The following is a 17,931-nucleotide window of genomic DNA, read 5'->3' as shown; positions in this document are numbered from 1 at the left end:
TTTCCTAGCAGTCGTTGATAACTGCACTTTGGCACACTCGATGCCGGTGGAGCAGGAGCCACCCACCTCATCCGCAAAGGGCCGAGCGTGTCAGGCAAATCGGTGCTGACCTGGCTGACGCTGCGGTGCATCCGAGGTCGGCTTCGAGCCCGACTCACCGATGCTGCGTGGTCGACGAACGTCTGCATTCGGATTTGTCGATTGGTCAAAGCACTCTCAGTTTTCGCCTGGAGTGATTCCATATTTGCGTAACTTAGAGTAAAGTGTGGATCTGCTAATGCCCAGCATTTCTGCTGAAGCGGTTCGGTTGTTCCTGGTTAGTTCTAAAGCTGTTTCAATGCACATTTTTTCAACGACGTCTGTCGTACTGTCGATAATTTGGTTCAACGTTGCAGATCCCACCAATTCGATAGCGCTACGGGCTGGATCGATGGCGCTTTCTGGGGAACCATTTTGCTGATTTGCTTCAGAGAAGGCTTCCACTTCTCTTATAGCTTCTGCATCTACGCCCTCATGTCGTAACAACTCTACGGTTTTTCCGATATCAGATAACAGTATTTCTTCGAGCGGTGCTGGATCCAATTGAACTCTCTCACGCGGTAGAATTGGTGTTAGTTCTTCTTTCGAGAACGTGCGATCAGGAGCCACAGCCACCGCATGAATGGCTAGTGTTGCTTCATCCATTTGGCTTGGATTCTGAAGTTTCTCTTTCACCAAATGCCGAAGTAGTGCCTCGAAAGCTATTTTTCGGAAGCGATCTTCGAAACGGTTGGAGTTTCCCAACTTGGCAAGCATCTTTCCCAACTTGGCTACCCCAGAGCGCGGCGTGACCTCCTTGAACCGCATCCAAGTCTCACGAACAGTAAGTCTGGAAAGAACACCGGAGCGTTGGCCCTCAGAGTTCGGCGTCACGTAAAGCCATCTGAGATTATCGACGATTACACCGTCTAGAGGCGTACTATCTGAATAACGCCCAATATGCAGATGATCCGTTGAGATCACCCTTACTTGGCGTTTTTGCGTGGATCGAACTTTTTTGTGGATTTCCTTTGACGTTAGCTTGTTCTTTCTTGTCGCCTCTGTACTCACACTAACACTGCCTGGGTCAGACATTGAAACCGAGACTCTTCCACCAAGACCGGCGGTCCGATCATGAACCTTCTCTTCTTCGGTGGTACTCTCCTGAACTTCCGAAATCTGGGTTTCTTCGACCTGTTTGGTGGAGGGATCGAGACTGAGCTCTCCATGGCAATTGACAAACTGCAACCGCACTGAGGCTTGAAGCACCTCGCAGAAGGCGCGGATTTCGGTCTCGCCAGCATTTATCGTGATGTATTGAGGCTGGAAATGTGCTCGCACCAAAAGCGGGTACCCGTCCGTGGGGTCATTGCTCGCAATCGTCAAGCTCGCAGATGCCAAATCGCTTTCGAAGGGAGGCGGAACAGCAATTGACTTATCAACTACCAGTTTTGGTTGTTGATCGGCGGTTGGGTTCGAGTTTCTCTTCATGGGCTTCCGATTGGTAATCGCCGCAATATAAGAATGGTTCTTACGCCTAGCCGGACAGCAGCGCGTTTAGCTGATGGTACAACTTGTCTAGCTTTACTCACAGAGGAAAGAGCGGACATTGCATGTTTACTTACGAAGGTCTGCTTTGTCCGCAGAGCCGTCATCGGGGCGGAAAACCGGCCTGCCGCACCGCCGCAAGCCCGGTTTGAGCCCAGACGTACCATTTTGCGACAGCGCAGCAAATATCCGCTTTGGAAAGGCGCTTTGAGCGTTCGCAGGTCGGTTCAGTCCCTGTCACACTCAGTTAATGCCAGAAAACTGACCGCCTATTCGTTCACTTCCAGTTTCGCTTTTATTGCGTGACGTCGGCTTCGCCTCAGCCTGTCTTTGACGTCTCCAACTGTCAAACATCGTCGCGCCAATGGGCCGTTCAATGCCCCGTCCGAAGTTGCATTCGCGTGAACATTGCGCAAGGTGCGAAGAAGGTCTTGGGGCAAGTTACGCAAAACCATTGGACCCAGATACAAAGTTTCTGACAAACACCCATTCGCACGAACAACTTCGTGGCCATCACATGATAAATGCAGCCAACGCATTTTAGTCTTGCCGCGCTTGAAACGAATTCCAGGCAACGATGTCAGCGACTTCGCCGGTACAAAAACCTCAGAAGCAAAGTGGCCTTCCAGTTGGCCACCCGCGCCAACGAGAATCCGATGCTGTGGTGAGACGATCAAGTCATGTTTGGGAAGTTCGGGCCCAAGTGCGCCTGCCTGGATGAGGACAGGATAGTTGTCGTCGTCGACATCTTCCAAAGGGTCGATACCATCCCATATCCAGCGGATCGTTTGGGCGCCGCTATCCGCTGTCCATATCTGATCGCCTACGCGCAGGTATTCGACACGGCGCAGTCCTAGAGGTGTTTCAATGAAAGTGCCCGGAGCATAGCAGGCCGGGATTGATCCCTCGTTAGAGTTGGATTGTGCGTAGTACGTTGCACCGCCATCATCAGATTGAAGGCTTTGATCAGCGAAACCGGCGTTGGTACTGGACATGCCGCTTGCCGGGCCTTCGATGGCGCTGACAGTGTTGCCTTCCCAAGAGATGAACTGAAGGACAGTGCCACTGCCGTCCACCAAGGCAATTGCATCATCCGGGTAGAACGTTCCCATGCTGTCGCCACCGGAGTCGAAGCCGGGTGTCGACTGGTTCACGACATAGACGTCCTGTCCACCAAACGTTCCAGTATAGCTTCCCAGTGAGACAGTTTCATAGATTGTTCCATCCGCCTGATAGAATACCAGCGTGTAGCTGGAGACATCAGTGCCTGCTGGAACCGCAATCTCGACAAACTCTTGGTCGGACGTGCCAAAGTAATCAAGTTCTGAGATATACCCATTCATGTCGTGATCCCCTAATCCAAGGATCACTCTGCATTTTAGGGTTAAAGAATAGCAAAATCTGGCGTCATGGTTGACTGGGAAATATCTAAAACTCGCGTGAACCTGTGCGCCCATGCCGACCGAAAGCCGACATCTTTAGCGCCGCAGTGTATGGCAGCTCCGTCCCGCACATTGCTTGTTCGCGAACTTCAAGACTGCGCGGCTGCGGCGAATGTCTCCTCTGACGGGCCGCAGCGCAGCGACGAGAGTGCGCGATGAATGTCTCTTAAGGGCCGCGATTGCAGGCGGGGCTCGATATCGCGACCAGAGATGCTGCACTGCTTCCGATGGCGGCAGTGAGCCCATTGTGTGAACTCGCTTGTTTCGCTGCGTGCGCTCGTAGCGTGGTAAATGCTGCAACTGCAACGCATTTCGTGTTCTAATGGGTTAAGGAAAACCAGCCATTCAAATAGTCTACGGCGCAAATGACGTGACCTAGGGGTAAGTCTGACTGTTGTTCCATCACACAATCGTCAAATGGCATTGAGACGGTCATGCAGAACAATGCGGGCAGGCACTTGCTGGCCAGACACATCGCTGACACCATGCGGAACAAGACAGAACTTGCGATGTCGCTTCCCTACCTTGATCCAGCCGCTGGGTTTTTCAAGAACCATCAAAAGCCACCCGGAACCCGCAGTTCGATGTGCTGTTATCGCTTTGCCGGCCAGACCTCGCAGCGATGCGGTACCGCCAACAATAGTCTGCGTGGCACAAGAAAGAGCCGCCTTTCAGTACCTGTTCATTATTGCGCATTGCCTCCGCGGTGCGGTTTTTGGCGTCGCGGCTCAGGGAGCGGATCCGGAATTGATCTGCGCACCATTCCCATACGTTGCCAGCCATATTGTAGAACCCCGCCGCGTTCGGAGGAAAGGACGCCGCCGGTGCCGTGCCATAGTAGCCGTCCGCGCAGGAGTTGGAGGTGGGAAATGTGCCCTGCCAGATATTGCACATGTCTGCGCGCTCGTTACTCGGCTCATCCTCGCCCCACGGGTAGCGAGCCTCTTGTGGGCCACCGCGGGCGGCGTATTCCCATTCCGCCTCTGTTGGCAAGCGTCCACCTACCCAACGGGCGTAGGCTATTGCATCACGGTAGGAGACATGCACAACGGGGTGGTCTGCAATCTGATGCCAGTCAGAACCCGGCCCAAGCGGCGTGTGCCATGCCGCACCGTCCATCGCGTTCCACCAAGGCAAATCGGGGTGTTGTGTGCCTTGCGCGTCATCCAGCAGGCCGCGAAACACGAAGGACCAGCCAAGCCGCTCGGCGTCTGTCATATGGCCGGTGGCGCGGGTGAATTCCGCAAATTCCGCGTTGGTCGTGGTGTAGGGCATCAGGCCAAAAGGTTTTAGAGTGACGCGGCGCGGCGGGGCTTCGCCATCTGCTTTGATCTCGGGGCGTTTGGTGCCGACATGCGACTTGCCCCCCGCCATCCAGATGGCAGAGGACATAAATGCATGGCTTTTCGTCTCGTGCATTTTCCCCTCGCTGCGGCGCCAACAAAAGCAGCATGACCCGCGGCGGAAAGGATTTCACAAACCTTCGGCTTTGGCCAGCGAGTGCACCGCATCGACACGCGCTTCGGACAGGTCCTGTTCGGTGATGTTCAGTTCCTGACCCAGAAGGTCTTCCACGCCTTGCGTCAAAGCTAGCGCATCCAATCCATAATACCGCATTAGATAGGCGCGGCTGCCTCCATGTGCATAGGTGTCTTTCAGCCCCAGCCGCTTCAGTTTTTTGCCCACACCATTGTCGGCCATGACCTCAGCAACTAACGAGCCGATACCGCCTTCGGTCACGTGATTTTCCAGCGTGATCACCCCGCCTTTAACGGAATTGATGTGATCGAGGATCGCCTGTTCGTTGCACGGCTTGATCGTGTTCAGATGCAAATGGCGAACAGAAACACCAGCTTTTTCGAGCGCCGCAGTCGCCCGCAACGCTTCTTCGGTTGTGATGCCAGCTGTGACGATCAAAACGTCTGAGCCAAGGCTGAGCTCGCGCATTTGCCCCAACACGATTGGTGTGTCGAACAGGCGCGGCATGGATCCTCGCAGCACGCGGCAATAGACCGGGCCGTCGATGCTGTCGGCGACTTCGCAAATGCTTTCGACTTCGGTGGCGTCGCCAGTTTCCAGAATGGTCATATTGGGCATTGACCGCATCACAGAGATATCTTCGATGGCTTGGTGCGTCATGCCGCCGGGCGTGGTGATGCCGGGTAGGAATCCCATGATCCGCACTTTGCGCCGTGGATAGGCGATGGAGGCCATCAACTGGTCGTAGGGGCGCCGATACGTGAACACACCGAAAGTGTGGATAAACGGGCGATATCCGGCAAGGCCAAGCCCACCGCAAAAGCTCATCATGTTCTGTTCGGCCATGCCCATCGACAGGAATTGGTCGGGGTGGTTGTCGCGGAACTTGTCAATCTCGCAGGACGACGTCAGATCAGCCGAGATGCACAAGACATCCGGGTTGGCCAAGGCGTGTTTCTCGAAAGCCCGCTCATAGGGGCGGCTTACCATTTCTACCATGTGCTTGGGCTCCTGTTCAGTGTGCGTAGTCGATGGGATCAACGCCCAAGGCTTCGGCGATGGATAGGTTCATGCGGGCGCGTTCTTCTTCGGATTTGAAGCGCACGTAATGCAGGCGCGGGAACCGTTCTTCGAGGATCGGCATCGCGTGGAAAGGGTTTGAGTTGGCAAGGATGATCAGCGGCTTGCCCTCGTGTTTGGTCTTTGCGGCCTCGCGCATGTCGCTGATGTTATGGGCATCGACCTCGACTACAACTGCACCGAAATTCTCCATCTTGGTCTTGATGTCGCCAACTTCCATTACGCTGTCCATCGCGCCGTCGCACTGCTGTTTGTTGACGTCCATGATCGCTTTGACGTTGTCGATGCGGTGGTGGGCGCAGCATTGGATGGCCTCCCATGTCTGGCCTTCCTGCACTTCGCCGTCGGACATGTAGACCCAGACGCGCCCTGCTTCGCCGCGCCGTTTGCGCGCCCAGGCAAGTCCTGCTGCGGTGGACAGGCCAATGCCCAGCGTTCCGTTGTGCACCTCCATGCCCGGCGAATGTTCTGCCCCGATCATTTCAACGCTTGAGCCGTCCTTGTTGAACATCTCCAGCCCTTCAGCGGCCATGCGTCCGGTTTCAATCAGCGTGGCATAGGCCACCAGCGCATAATGTGCGGGCGCGATGAACAGGCGGTCATACTCCGGCTCGAACGGTCCATTGTACCCCGCGCCGGTGTGGTAGTCGGGGTTGTCGGCGTGCGGCACGCCCTCGAACGGTTTGGGGATCATCGGCAGAGTTGGCGCACCAAGGTTCAGCTCTTCGTTATAAAGCCACGCAAGTTGCTCGGCGGCCGAGCAGGCCTGTGATAGATATCCGCCGTTGTTGCGCATTGCGTGTTCAAAAACGCGTCGCCTGATGCCCAAAGCAATGTCATCGGTGGTCTTTTCGTTGCGCATCGCGGGCTCCTTTTGGGTTTACAATTGTCAATAATGATGTCAAATGTAATAATCAAGAGTAAAATGACCGTTGGGCCGCTGCGATGGCGCTGAAATTCACATCTTCACATTGGGGCAGCTATCAGTTCGACAGCTCGGATGACCCTGTGCGTCTGCGCACCTTCGCCGACGATCCCGCGCCTTCCGACATTGGTGCGGGCTGGCAGGATGCCGCCTTTGATGCAGACGTGCGCATCGCACGGCCCGCCATTCGCAAAGGTTGGCTGTATGGTGATAGGGGAGCGGCCCGCAACGATGACGCTTACGTCGAAGTGCCATGGGACGAGGCGCTGGATTTTGCCGCGCAAGCCATGACGCAGACCATTGAGGCCCACGGCAATCAGGCGATTTACGGGGGGTCATACGGCTGGGCCAGTGCGGGGCGGTTTCACCACGCGCAGTCGCAACTGCGGCGCTTTCTGAATTTGGCGGGTGGCTATACCGGATCAAAGGGTACCTATTCGCACGCTGCGGCAGAGGTTCTGATTCCACATATACTTGGCATGACCAACGGCCAGTTTGCCGAGAACCTGACAACATGGGACCAGATTGCGGATAACTGCACGCTGATGCTGGCCTTTGGTGGCATATCCGCCCGCACCGCACAGATTGCAGCGGGCGGTGTGACCGAACATGACGTCGCAGCCTGGATGCAAAGGGCGGGCGCGAACGGCATGCAGACGCTCTGCATTTCGCCTTTGATGAATGATGTCGATGCGGTTGCCGGTCTAAGCTGGCAATCCATCCGGCCCGGCTCCGATACCGCACTGATTATGGCGCTGACCCATGAGCTGATTGTGAAGGGCTGGCATGACACCGCGTTTTTGGATCGCTGTGTCACGGGCTGGGACACTTACCAAGCTTATCTGACGGGCGCGGCAGACGGTCAGGCGAAATCATCGGAATGGGCCGCCCCCTTGTGCGATATAGCGGCGGAGGACATCCGCGCCTTGGCCCGGCGCTTGCCGAAGGAACGCGTCATGGTGTCGATGGCTTGGGGGATGCAGCGGTCCGACCACGGAGAGCAGCCGATCTGGGCCGGCCTTGCACTGGCCGCAGCACTGGGACAGATCGGTCAGCCCGGCACCGGTTTTGGCTTTGGCTATGGCAGCACCAATATGGGCGGGCGTCCCCAGCGGTTTATCAGCTGGCCCGCGCTGTCGCAGGGGCCTGCCAAGGTGTTGGATTATATTCCTGTGGCGCGGATATCGGACATGCTTTTGTATCCGGGTGAAGTCTTTACCTACGACTGCGAAACACGGCGCTATCCCGATATCAAGCTGGTGTATTGGGCAGGGGGCAACCCGTTTCACCACCATCAGGACCTCAACCGGCTTGAGCGTGCGTGGATGCGGCCCGAGACGATCATAGTGCACGACCACAGCTGGACCGCGACCGCACGGCGGGCCGATATTGTGTTGCCCTGTACCACACCGCTTGAGCGAGATGACCTGATGCTCAACCGTAAAGACAACCGCCTGTTGTATATGTCGCGGCTCAGGGCGCCGATGGGCGAAGCGCGCGATGACTATGCAATATTCAACGGCCTAGCGCGGCGGCTTGGGTTCAAAGACGCTTTCACCGAAGGGCGCAGCGTGGAAGACTGGCAGCGCCACATCTGGGAACTGGCGGTTGCGGTGGGCACAAGTCAGGGTTTAAAGCTTCCGGATTATGACCACTTCAAAGCGCAAGGCGTGTTTCAATGTGAAACGGACACCGAATCCCGCACCACCTTGGGCGATTTTGTGAACGACCCGCAGGTCCATCCGCTGAACACGCCCAGCAAGCGCATCGAGATTTTCTCGGACCGCATCGCACGTGAGAACCTGCCGGATTGCGCGGGGCACCCCACATGGTACGCGCCCTCCGAGAAAACTGACAGCGTGGCGGCGGGCTGGTTTCACCTGATCTCAAATCAACCGCGCACTCGGCTACATGCGCAACTGGACAATGGGCCGATTGCCAAAGCAGCCAAGACCAATGGCCGTGAGACCTGTTGGATGAAAACACAGGCCGCGCAGGCACTTGGCCTTCAGGCGGGGGATGTCGTCTTGCTGCACAATGCGCGTGGCGGATGCCTTGCGGGGCTTCAGTTGGACCCGGACATGCGTGCCGATTGCGTGGTGCTGCCGACGGGGGCATGGCTTGACCTGCAAGACACACCGCGCGGCCGGATTTGCGTGCATGGCAACCCGAATATCCTTACCCTCGACAAGGGGACATCGGGACTGGGGCAAGGTAACATCGCGCATACGGCTGTTGTGCAGATCGAAAAGTGGGACGGGCCTGCGCCGCCTGTCCGCGTGCACCAGCAACCACGTTTCACAACAAAGACAGAGGGTTGAGGATGGAGCGATACTGGCTGGGCATAGACGCAGGCACCACGGCGATCAAATGCGGTGTCTACCGGCGGGACGGCAGCCTTGTCGCCTCGGCAGATGTGCCAAGCCGCGTGACCACACCGGCAGACGGCCATTCAGAACAGGACATGCAGGAGGTCTGGCAGTCCGTTCAGGCCTGTCTGCGCATGGTGACCTCGCAGGTCGCGGCAGATCAGATCGAAAGCATCGGGATCGCCGCACAGGGCGATGGGTTCTGGGCGCTGGATGCCGACAATATGCCGGTCGGACCGGCGATTTTGTGGAACGACACGCGGGCAGCTGCGGATGTGGATGCTGCGTATGAATCGGGCGCTGCAACAGCCATCAGCCATGCGTGCCATACCTCCATCTGGCCGGGTACATCTGGTGCGATCTACAGCTGGCTGCAACGCGAGGACCCCGCCCGTGCAAACCGCGTAGCGCGGATTGTCTATTGTGCGGGCTGGGTCGGGTATTGCCTGACCGGTGTGTTGGCGACGGATTATTCCGATTCCACGATCCCGTTTTACGATCTGCATGCGGGCGACTATTCCGACGCCGCCTTGGGGGCCTTAGACGCTCAAGGGCTCAGGCAAGCATTCTTGCCACCACAACCTGCGGCCCGCCTTCTGGGGCATCTGAGTGCTGAGGCCGCAGCCGCCACCGGCCTGCCTGCGGGCTTGCCCGTCAGCACCGGTACGCTTGATCTGTCTGCGATGATCGTGGGTCTGGGGCTCGACAGCCCCGGTGACACGATGATGATCATGGGAACCACTGCGGTGGTGAATATCCTGACCGACAAGATCACCCCCACTGATCTGCCCGTTGGGGCCACGGTGTTGCATGCAAACGGCGAATTGTTCACCCGTGTGCTTGCCCCGACAACAGGAGCGGCGGCCTTTGACTGGTTCTGCGCGCTGCATCCGGGTTCGCTTGGCGGGGATACCCCCGGCGAGATTGCCGAGAAGCTGAACGCCCTCGCCGTAGACGTTCCACCCGGGGCAAACGGGGTGCTGTTCCTGCCGCATCTCAACGGAGAACGCGCGCCTTTTGTCGCGGCCAACGCGCGTGGCGCGTTCTTTGGCCTGTCCGCGCGCAGCACCAAAGCCGATATGGGCCGCGCAGTGATGGAGGGCGCCGCGATGAGCCTGCGTCACTGCTTTCATGCCGAATACGGCGGGCGCCCGCAGGGCACAGTGCATCTGACCGGAGGTGGTGCGCGCAACGGGCTGTGGTGCCAGATCATCGCCGACATCATGGGGGCCACGATTGAAGTGTCCGACGCCACTGACCACGGGCTGTGGGGCGCGGCTTGCCTTGGGGCTTCGGCCAACGGGGAAGGGGATGCCTGCGCATTGGCCAAACGCGATGAGGCGACCACGCAGTATCATCCAACACCGGAGGCCGTCCGCGCCTACGATGCCGTCTTTGAACAGTATCTGGTGCTGTCTGAGGCCTGTAGGAACATTTGGAAATCTTGAGGAACAAAGGTGCATCGATGGGCAACATGATGAAAGCGGCTGTCTATTACGAAATCGACGATATCCGCGTTGAAGAACGGCCTGTGCCACAGATCGGCCGGGATGAGCTATTGCTCAAAACGCTGGCCTGCGGGCTGTGCGGCGGCGAAACGATGGCGTGGTACAAGAAGGCCGAGCCAAAGGTCATCGGCCATGAGCCTATCGGCGAGGTGGTCGAGGTGGGTGCGGATGTGACGGACTACAAGATCGGAGACCGCGTTTTCATTAACCACCACGTGGGCCGCGTGGACAGCCACCTGTCGCGACGCGGGCATTTCACACGTGATCCGTTCTACGCCTCGATGAAGCTCGACCCCGGTGGGGTGTGTGAATACTACCGCGTGACGGCACAGCATTTGCGGATGGATGCCCATATCGTACCTGACAATGTCTCGACGGCCGCAGCCACCACGATTGAGCCTTGGTCCTGTGTGCTGTCCGGCCTCAAGGTGTGCAACATCCAACCCGGCGATACGGTGGCCGTGGTGGGGGCCGGGTTCATGGGACAGGGCTTTGTGCATCTGGCCCCGCTGTTTGGCGCGGGCAAAGTCGTGGCATTGGATTTCTCGGACTGGCGCTTGGCAAAGGCGCGCGACTTTGGCGCGACCCACACGATCAACCCCAAAACCGAGGATGCCGTGGCCGCTCTGCGCGCGGCAAACAACGGCAGATTGGCAGATACCGTGATTGTGATTGCGCCGTTCCCGGATGCCTGGGCGCAGGCCCTTTCATTGGTCGAGGTTGGCGGATGCCTTCATCTCGGGGCCCCTTTGCCGCCCGGCACGGAATGGTCGCGCGAAGGATCTTCTGCCTATTTCGATCAGATCACCATTACGTCCCGCTATAGTTCCGACCATACCGACACCTACAGCTACATTCGCCTGCTTGAAGCCGGGCGGATCAATGCCGCTGCGGCGGTGTCGCACCACTTTGACATCTCAGAAAGTCCGAAAGCGTTCGAGATGCTGCGCAAAGCAGAAAAATCGCTGAAGATCGTGGTCTACCCCCATGGCGTGCCAGAGGAGTTTGCGAATGCTTGAGGCGCTTAAAGAAGAAGTCTGCGACCAGAACCACGAGTTACCCGCGAACGGGTTGGTCGTGGGGTCGGGCGGCAATGTATCGGGGCGCGACCCGGAAACGGGATTGATCGTGATCAAGCCGTCCGGGGTGAAGTTCAAGAAACTGACGCCGGACACGATGGTCGTCGTCGATCTTGACGGCAATGTCATTGAAGGGGCCAAGAAACCCTCTGTTGATACGGGCGTGCATCTGTACATCTACCGACAGCGACAGGATGTCTTTGGCATCACCCATACCCATTCGCCCTATGCCTCCAGCTTTGCGGCGCGTGGCGAACGGATACCGGCCGTATTGACCCCAATCACCCATATGCTGGGCCGTGATGTGCCCTGTTCGCGATATGCGACACCGGGCGAAGTGGACACCGGAGAGGCCGTTGTCGAAGCTGCCGATGGCGGGTATGCTGCTTTGGTCAAGGCCCACGGTGTCTTTACCATGGGCAAATCCGCAACCGAAGCCACGTCTTTCGCGATGTATCTGGAAGAAGCCGCTATGACCACGCATCTTGCCATGTTGCGCGGCCCCGTAGAGGAGCTTCCGCAGGATGAGATCGACCGTTGCTTCAACTGGTTTCGCCAGAATTACGGCCAATCAGGGAACAAGAAAGTAACGCATTAAATGCCACCAGATATCACGGCGAAACAGGCCGGTTCTGACAAGGACTTGATCCTCGCCAATGTCGCCCTGCTTTATTACGGCGAAGGCCTCAATCAAAGTGATATCGCCAAACGCATGGATGTGTCCCGCGCCACGATTGTGAACATGCTGCGCGATTGTCGGGACCGTGGTATCGTCGAGATCCGGGTCAATGGCGACATGTTATCCTCATCGTCCCTGTCGCGCGATCTTTGTGCCAAGTTTGGTTTGGAAGATGTCTATATCGCCCGAAGCCGCAGCCCCGGCAAAGGCAAGGCAGATCGCAAGGAAACGCTTGAACAAGTAGGACGCGTCGCCGGCATGGCGCTGATCAATATCGTCAGCGCCGGGGATACCGTCGGTGTCGCATGGGGTGAAACGATCAAGGCGATGTGTACCGCAGTGCCGCGCCAGCCGGTCGAAGATGTGACCGTCTGTCAGATGATCGGGTCGATGGTATCGGACCGTGTTCCGGCTTCCGAGGACTGTACTATCAGGATTGCCAACCGATTGGATGCCCAGTGCTATACCTTGCACGCGCCTGCATCGCTTTCATCCAGCACATTGGCCGCACAATTGCGCAGTGAACCGATGATCGCCAGTCAGCTCGGTCGCCTTCAGGATCTGAACCTTGCTGTCTTTTCCATCGGGAATACGGATCACAGTACCCATATCGTTTCTGCTGGAATCGCCTCTTCGGCGGAGTTGGATCAGGCGGTATGTTCGGGGGCAAAAGGGATCGTTTGTTGCCGCTTCATTGATGCAGAGGGTCAACACATCAACCTTCCATCCGATGAGCGCACTGTGGCCATCACGGTTGCGGAACTGGCGGCGGCAAAGAAGAAAATGCTGGTTGTTGCGGGCGAAGACAGAGCAGAAGCGGTACTTGCCGCGATCAAGGGCGGGCTGGTCACGCATCTTTGCGTCGATGAAGCACTTGCCGCCGCGATTGTCGCATGATGCCGGACGGGGGTCAGCGAATTTAGGCCCTGCGCGCGCTGTCATCTATGGGTTTCGTGTGATGCAATAATTGAGCATATGATAATTAAATTGACATATGACAAAATGCCTGCATAGTAACGGTTGCGGGCGGCGGACTTGAATTCTGCGTGCCTCACAAGCATCAGGGAGTAAAATCAATGTCCAATTCCAAGACAAGTTACATGTCACGTCGCGCCGTTCTTAAGGGCGGGGCCACAGCAGGTGTTGCACTGGCGGCACCATCATTCTTTGTGGGCAAAGCGCATGCCGCGACTGAAAAACTCAAAGTTGGGATCATTCCCGCCTATTCCTTTGGTCTTTATTGGTTGATCCAGGACCAGGGGTTTGCGCCCGGTGTTGAGATGGAGTTCAGCGTTTTCCCATCCGGCCCTCCCGCCATCGAAGCCATGGTTGGCGGCTCTGTCGATACGATCACGGTTGGTTCTGTCCCGCCGCTGGCTGCGATGGCACGTAACGTGGCGGACTTCCGCGAAATCTCGATCTGTGGCGATGCGTCTGGCCTCTTCACCATAGTTGGCAAGCCGGGTATGAGCGGCCTTGCTGATCTGGAGGGCAAGCGGATCGCTGTGACGTCCGGCTCAAACTTTGATTTCTTCCTTGGCGTCGCACTTGAACAGGCGGGTCTGTCTGACATGCCGCTGACACGCATCAACATGGAACCGATTGACGCCCAAGCAGCACTGATCGCCGGTGCGGTTGACGCAACTGTGCCTTTGGCGACGTCGCGCCAGCTGATCTTTGACAAGCTACCCGGTGCAAGCATGTTGGCCGAAGGTGCGGCGATGCCGATCGACGCACGGCCCAGCATCATGGACGTCTTTATGACAACCCAACAGACGCTGGATGCCAAGAGTGACGCGTTGAAAGAGGTGGTCGCCGCCTTCCACGGACCGGCCGTCGGCATGCTGCGCGACGACAACGCAGCAGTGGTCGAGCGGATGGTCGAATGGCAATCCGGCCTTGGCCGCGCTGGTGTCACAGCCGCAGAGGTAGAGCCGCTGCTGAACGGGTATTTCTACTTTGACACCGCCGAGATCAAGGATGTCTACGCGAAGGGCACTCTGACAAATGCGCTGCGGGTTCAGTCGGAGTTCCTTGTCGCGAATGACAGAATCCCGTCGATGCCAGACCTCGACGCGCTGGTCAGCGACCAGATCGTCGCGCAACTTTGAGCGATGAAAGTGGTCGACATACTCTCTTCAAGACGCCTGCAACTGGGCGTCTTGTCGATTGCCGCGGTGTTCCTCGTGTATATGTGGATCACCAATCAGCCAGACAATAACCCGGCGCTGTTGCCGCCAATTTCGGATATTGTGGCATCCTTTTTCACAAACCTGAATTCCGGAAACCTGCTGTCGGCGCTTGGCGCCAGCCTGTTCCGCATCACCATGGGTTTCTTCATTGGAACGACACTTGCGCTGATTGTGGGGTGTATGGTCGGTTGGTACAAAACCATCGAATATCTGGTAGACCCGTTGATCGAAGCGGTACGGCCTATTCCGCCGCTGGCCTATATCCCGATTATCATCATCTGGTTCGGCATCGACGAATTCAGCCGCGTCCTGATCATCACCATCGCGTGTTTCATGGTCTGCGTCGTCAACGTGATCGCGGGCATGAAAAACGTGCCGCAGGTCTATGTCGACGCGGCCTCCACCATGGGCGCCAGCCGCTTTCAGGTATTTCGCACCGTGGCCATTCCGGCGGCCACACCGTTTATCATCACCGGCTATCGGATCGCCTTGGGGGCGGCATGGACCACGCTTGTGGCTTCGGAACTGCTTGCGGCGCAAAACGGCCTTGGATTCTTGCTGCAAGAGGGGCGACGGTATTTTGCAACCGATCAGGTGATGATGGTGATCGTGATCATCGGCGGATGCGCCTTTATCATGGACCGCATTTTCCGCCGCATCCAAGCCTATCTTATGCAATGGTCGGAGGCGCGTGAATAATGCCAGAGATCAAAGTCAACGACCTGACCCACACCTTCGGCAAAGGCAGTCCCAACGCCCTGACCGTGCTGGAAGGCATCGACCTGACGTTCGAGACCGGCAGTTTCAACACGATCATCGGCACCTCGGGCTGTGGCAAGTCCACCTTGCTCAAGATGATGGCGGGGCTGTTCGACCCGTCGGACGGGGAAATGACCCTTGATGGCACCGTCATCAAAGGCACCGACCGCAGGCGCGGCATGGTGTTTCAACAAGACGCGGTTTTTCCGTGGATGACAGTGGCCAAGAACATCTCCTACGGGCCGCGTCTGCGCGGGGCGTCCAAATCAGACCAGCGCGAGATTGAGACCAAATGGGCTAAGATGGTCGGCCTCACCGGGTTTGAGGACCGTTGGCCGCGCGAGTTGTCGGGCGGCATGCGCAAGCGCGTGGACATTGGCCGTGTTTACGCGAACGACCCCGACGTGTTGTTGATGGACGAACCGTTCGGCGCGCTTGATGCGCAGACCAAAGAACGCATGCAGTCAGATTTGCTCGAGACGTGGAGCACCACAAAGAAGACGGTTGTTTTTGTGACCCATGACATCGAAGAGGCGATCTTTCTGTCAGACAATATCATCGTCCTGTCGTCCCGACCCGGTAGGGTGCACCACATCGAAAAGGTCACGCTACCGCGCCCACGCAGCAATGAAATGCGCCTGACCGAAGAATTCCTTGAGATCAAGCGGCGGCTTTGGGGCATGCTCGACCACTAGCGTGACGGAAGACAAAGACATCATGACAAAGCCGATGAACATCATTTTGGTCCTTGTGGACAGCCTGAACAAAGATTGTCTGAGCAGTTATAACCCGGACACGATGTGCAAGACGCCCAACATCGACCGCTTTGCGCAGCAGTCCGCGGTGTTTGACGATCATTACGTTGGCTCATTGCCCTGCATGCCCGCCCGACGCGAGATTATGGCAGGCCGCAAGGAATTCCTGTGGCGTCCTTGGGGTGGCATGGAGGTGTTCGACCCGCGCATGCCCAAAGTGATCGCCAAGCAGGGTTACAACACGGCGATGGTCACTGACCACTACCATTATTGGGAGGAAGAGGCGAACGGCTATATGCAAGGGTTCAAATCCATCGAACTGGTGCGCGGCCACGAAGTCGACAGCTGGAAAGTCCCCGAAGACAGCGAGGAAGACCCGCAATGGGTCAAGAATGTAGCCAAGTACCGCGCCGCCGAACACATCCGCCAATATGCCGCCAACGTGAAGGACTTCAAAGGGGAGGAAGACTACTTTGCCCCCAAGGTCTTTCAGGGGGCTTGCGACTGGCTTGACGAAAACCACGCCAAGGGTCCGTTCATGTTACAGGTCGAATGTTTCGACGTGCACGAACCCTTCGATGTGCCGGAACCCTATGCCTCGATGTACACGGACGGGCACAAGAACGATTTTAACATCTGGCCGCCCTATCAGGTCTACGCTGATCTGGCGCGCTTTATGGCCGAAGCATCGCCCGAACAGCACGATTTCCTGCGCGCGCAATACATGGGCAAGGTCACCATGATGGACACCTGGCTGGGCAAGTTCATGGAAAAGCTCGACGCACTGGGCCTGTGGGACAATACGATGGTGGTCTTTACCACCGACCACGGCCACGACCTTGGTGAACGTGGCGCGTTTGGCAAGCAATTCCCGCACTATGACAGCCACGCCAACATTCCGATGATGGTATGGCATCCCAAAAAGCCGGGACATCGCAGGGTGTCGGGGCTTAGCCAGACAGTTGATCTCTTTGCTACGCTGATTGATGCGTCAGGCGGGGGTATTCCGGCGGCCAACCGCCATTCCAAAAGCATCCTTCCGATGATCGAAGGCACGGGAGGCAGCCCGCATGAGGCGATCACCTATGGCACCTTCGGGCAGGGCATTTGTATGACTGACGGCACGTGGACCCTGTTCCGCGCCCCTGTGGAGGGAAAGCCGCTGTTCACCTATTCCACCGCGATTTTTCGGCCCCTGATTGTCGACAACCCCGTCGACGGGCGCGTCGGAAAACCACCCGAACCACCGGCAGAGCAGGGCTATTTCGACAGCACCGTTGAACTGCCACTGTGGAAAACCCCAATCACCGTTGATCCCAGAACCTACGAGTGTTTCTTGTACAATCGGGTCGATGATCCGACGCAGCAAGACAATAAATGGGACAGCGACCCCGACCAGCGGGACCGCATGCTGAAACTGACGCGCAAATTAATGGATGTCGAAGGATATCCGGCCGAACAGCTGGACCGGCTCGGAATGGCGGATATCTCGATTTGAGGCGACCCCGCCTCGGTGAGCTCGGTCAGCTAACCCATGTATTCTGATTTTACTGGAAACGACCCCGTGGGTATGGGGTGTGACTGAAATAAAAGGCAGCGCTTGGGGTCCGAGTGTCGGAAGCGCAAGCGGCGACAAGCCCGCTTTGTATTACAGAAATTCTTACTTTGTGAACGGTTGGTTTGGCGAAGCCTGCCCCGCCGCAGAACAAACGGCACCGCGATTTTGAGGAATTGCTGCGTCAGCAATAGCTGCGCGTGCAAAAGGCGGCTCCGTCCGCGATGCTGCCCTTAAGCCATCTTGAAACTTGGTGCTTGCGGTGAATGTCCGCTATGCGGGCTGCGACCGCAGCATTAGCTTGACAGGGTGAACGGCTGGTTAGGGCCGTCCTCAACTTCGGGAGCCGTGTCAGTCGCTGAGACGCTGCACCCCATCCGATGGCGGCTGAGAGCCTCAATTCACTATGCTACGGCAAGAACAAATGATCGTATTATGCGGAAAGCCGCCTTAGGCACGGGCTGGACGCTTTTCTTTTTTCTTTCCTCGGGCAATTCGAAACAAAGAGATGGTGACAAGCGCAGCACGCGACTTTGCAAAAAC

14 protein-coding genes are annotated in these 17,931 nt (G+C 57.3%); 9 read left to right on the top strand and 5 right to left on the bottom strand.

The genetic code is table 11. From position 1 onward, the window contains the following. Positions 1-216 precede the first annotated feature (216 nt). The 5 genes from Q1A89_RS22765 to Q1A89_RS22745 form a co-directional block, all read right to left on the bottom strand. The gene (locus tag Q1A89_RS22765; RefSeq protein WP_299733930.1) at positions 217-1,509 is read right to left on the bottom strand and encodes a helix-turn-helix domain-containing protein; all 1,293 of its coding nucleotides are present in this window, start codon (positions 1,507-1,509) and stop codon (positions 217-219) included. A 326-nt stretch (positions 1,510-1,835) separates the two neighbouring features. Then, on the bottom strand, positions 1,836-2,909 hold the full coding sequence (locus Q1A89_RS22760) for a Hint domain-containing protein (RefSeq protein WP_299733929.1): 1,074 nt from the start codon (positions 2,907-2,909) through the stop codon (positions 1,836-1,838). 645 nt (positions 2,910-3,554) lie between these two features. Beyond that, positions 3,555-4,427, bottom strand: coding sequence for a formylglycine-generating enzyme family protein (locus Q1A89_RS22755; RefSeq protein WP_299733927.1), 873 nt, complete (start codon positions 4,425-4,427; stop codon positions 3,555-3,557). A gap of 54 nt (positions 4,428-4,481) precedes the next feature. Further along, positions 4,482-5,486, bottom strand: a complete 1,005-nt coding sequence (locus Q1A89_RS22750; protein ID WP_299733926.1) for a transketolase C-terminal domain-containing protein — start codon at positions 5,484-5,486, stop codon at positions 4,482-4,484. A 16-nt stretch (positions 5,487-5,502) separates the two neighbouring features. Next, positions 5,503-6,429 (bottom strand): 1-deoxy-D-xylulose-5-phosphate synthase N-terminal domain-containing protein, encoded by a 927-nt coding sequence (locus tag Q1A89_RS22745; RefSeq protein ID WP_299733924.1) that lies wholly within the window; start codon positions 6,427-6,429, stop codon positions 5,503-5,505. Positions 6,430-6,512: 83 nt separating this feature from the next. Between Q1A89_RS22745 and Q1A89_RS22740 the strand changes: the two genes are divergently transcribed. The 9 genes from Q1A89_RS22740 (at position 6,513) to Q1A89_RS22700 (ending at position 17,331) form a co-directional block, all read left to right on the top strand. Next, positions 6,513-8,813: a molybdopterin-dependent oxidoreductase gene (locus Q1A89_RS22740; protein WP_299733922.1), complete on the top strand. Its 2,301-nt coding sequence runs from the start codon at positions 6,513-6,515 to the stop codon at positions 8,811-8,813. Positions 8,814-8,815: 2 nt separating this feature from the next. Further along, positions 8,816-10,309 carry an FGGY-family carbohydrate kinase gene (locus Q1A89_RS22735; RefSeq protein ID WP_299733920.1) on the top strand — a complete coding sequence of 498 codons (1,494 nt, stop codon included), beginning with the start codon at positions 8,816-8,818 and terminating at the stop codon, positions 10,307-10,309. Between the two features lie 17 nt (positions 10,310-10,326). Next, the gene (locus Q1A89_RS22730; RefSeq protein WP_299733918.1) at positions 10,327-11,388 is read left to right on the top strand and encodes a zinc-binding dehydrogenase; all 1,062 of its coding nucleotides are present in this window, start codon (positions 10,327-10,329) and stop codon (positions 11,386-11,388) included. Continuing rightward, positions 11,381-12,046 carry a class II aldolase/adducin family protein gene (locus Q1A89_RS22725; RefSeq protein WP_299733916.1) on the top strand — a complete coding sequence of 222 codons (666 nt, stop codon included), beginning with the start codon at positions 11,381-11,383 and terminating at the stop codon, positions 12,044-12,046. Before Q1A89_RS22730 ends, Q1A89_RS22725 begins: the two co-directional genes overlap by 8 nt. 144 nt (positions 12,047-12,190) lie before the next feature. Next, entirely contained in the window at positions 12,191-13,024 is an 834-nt protein-coding gene (locus Q1A89_RS22720; RefSeq protein WP_299733932.1) for a sugar-binding domain-containing protein, read from the top strand. Between the two features lie 179 nt (positions 13,025-13,203). Next, positions 13,204-14,238 carry an ABC transporter substrate-binding protein gene (locus Q1A89_RS22715; RefSeq protein WP_299733914.1) on the top strand — a complete coding sequence of 345 codons (1,035 nt, stop codon included), beginning with the start codon at positions 13,204-13,206 and terminating at the stop codon, positions 14,236-14,238. 3 nt (positions 14,239-14,241) lie between these two features. Then, entirely contained in the window at positions 14,242-15,018 is a 777-nt protein-coding gene (locus tag Q1A89_RS22710; RefSeq protein ID WP_299733912.1) for an ABC transporter permease, read from the top strand. Beyond that, positions 15,018-15,773: an ABC transporter ATP-binding protein gene (locus Q1A89_RS22705; RefSeq protein WP_299733910.1), complete on the top strand. Its 756-nt coding sequence runs from the start codon at positions 15,018-15,020 to the stop codon at positions 15,771-15,773. Before Q1A89_RS22710 ends, Q1A89_RS22705 begins: the two co-directional genes overlap by 1 nt. A 34-nt stretch (positions 15,774-15,807) precedes the next feature. Then, positions 15,808-17,331 carry a sulfatase gene (locus tag Q1A89_RS22700; RefSeq protein ID WP_299733908.1) on the top strand — a complete coding sequence of 508 codons (1,524 nt, stop codon included), beginning with the start codon at positions 15,808-15,810 and terminating at the stop codon, positions 17,329-17,331. Positions 17,332-17,931 lie beyond the last annotated feature (600 nt).

The organism is uncultured Tateyamaria sp. (genome assembly GCF_947503045.1).
GTDB lineage: Bacteria > Pseudomonadota > Alphaproteobacteria > Rhodobacterales > Rhodobacteraceae > Tateyamaria.
This window is presented reverse-complemented; position numbering and strand designations above follow the sequence as displayed.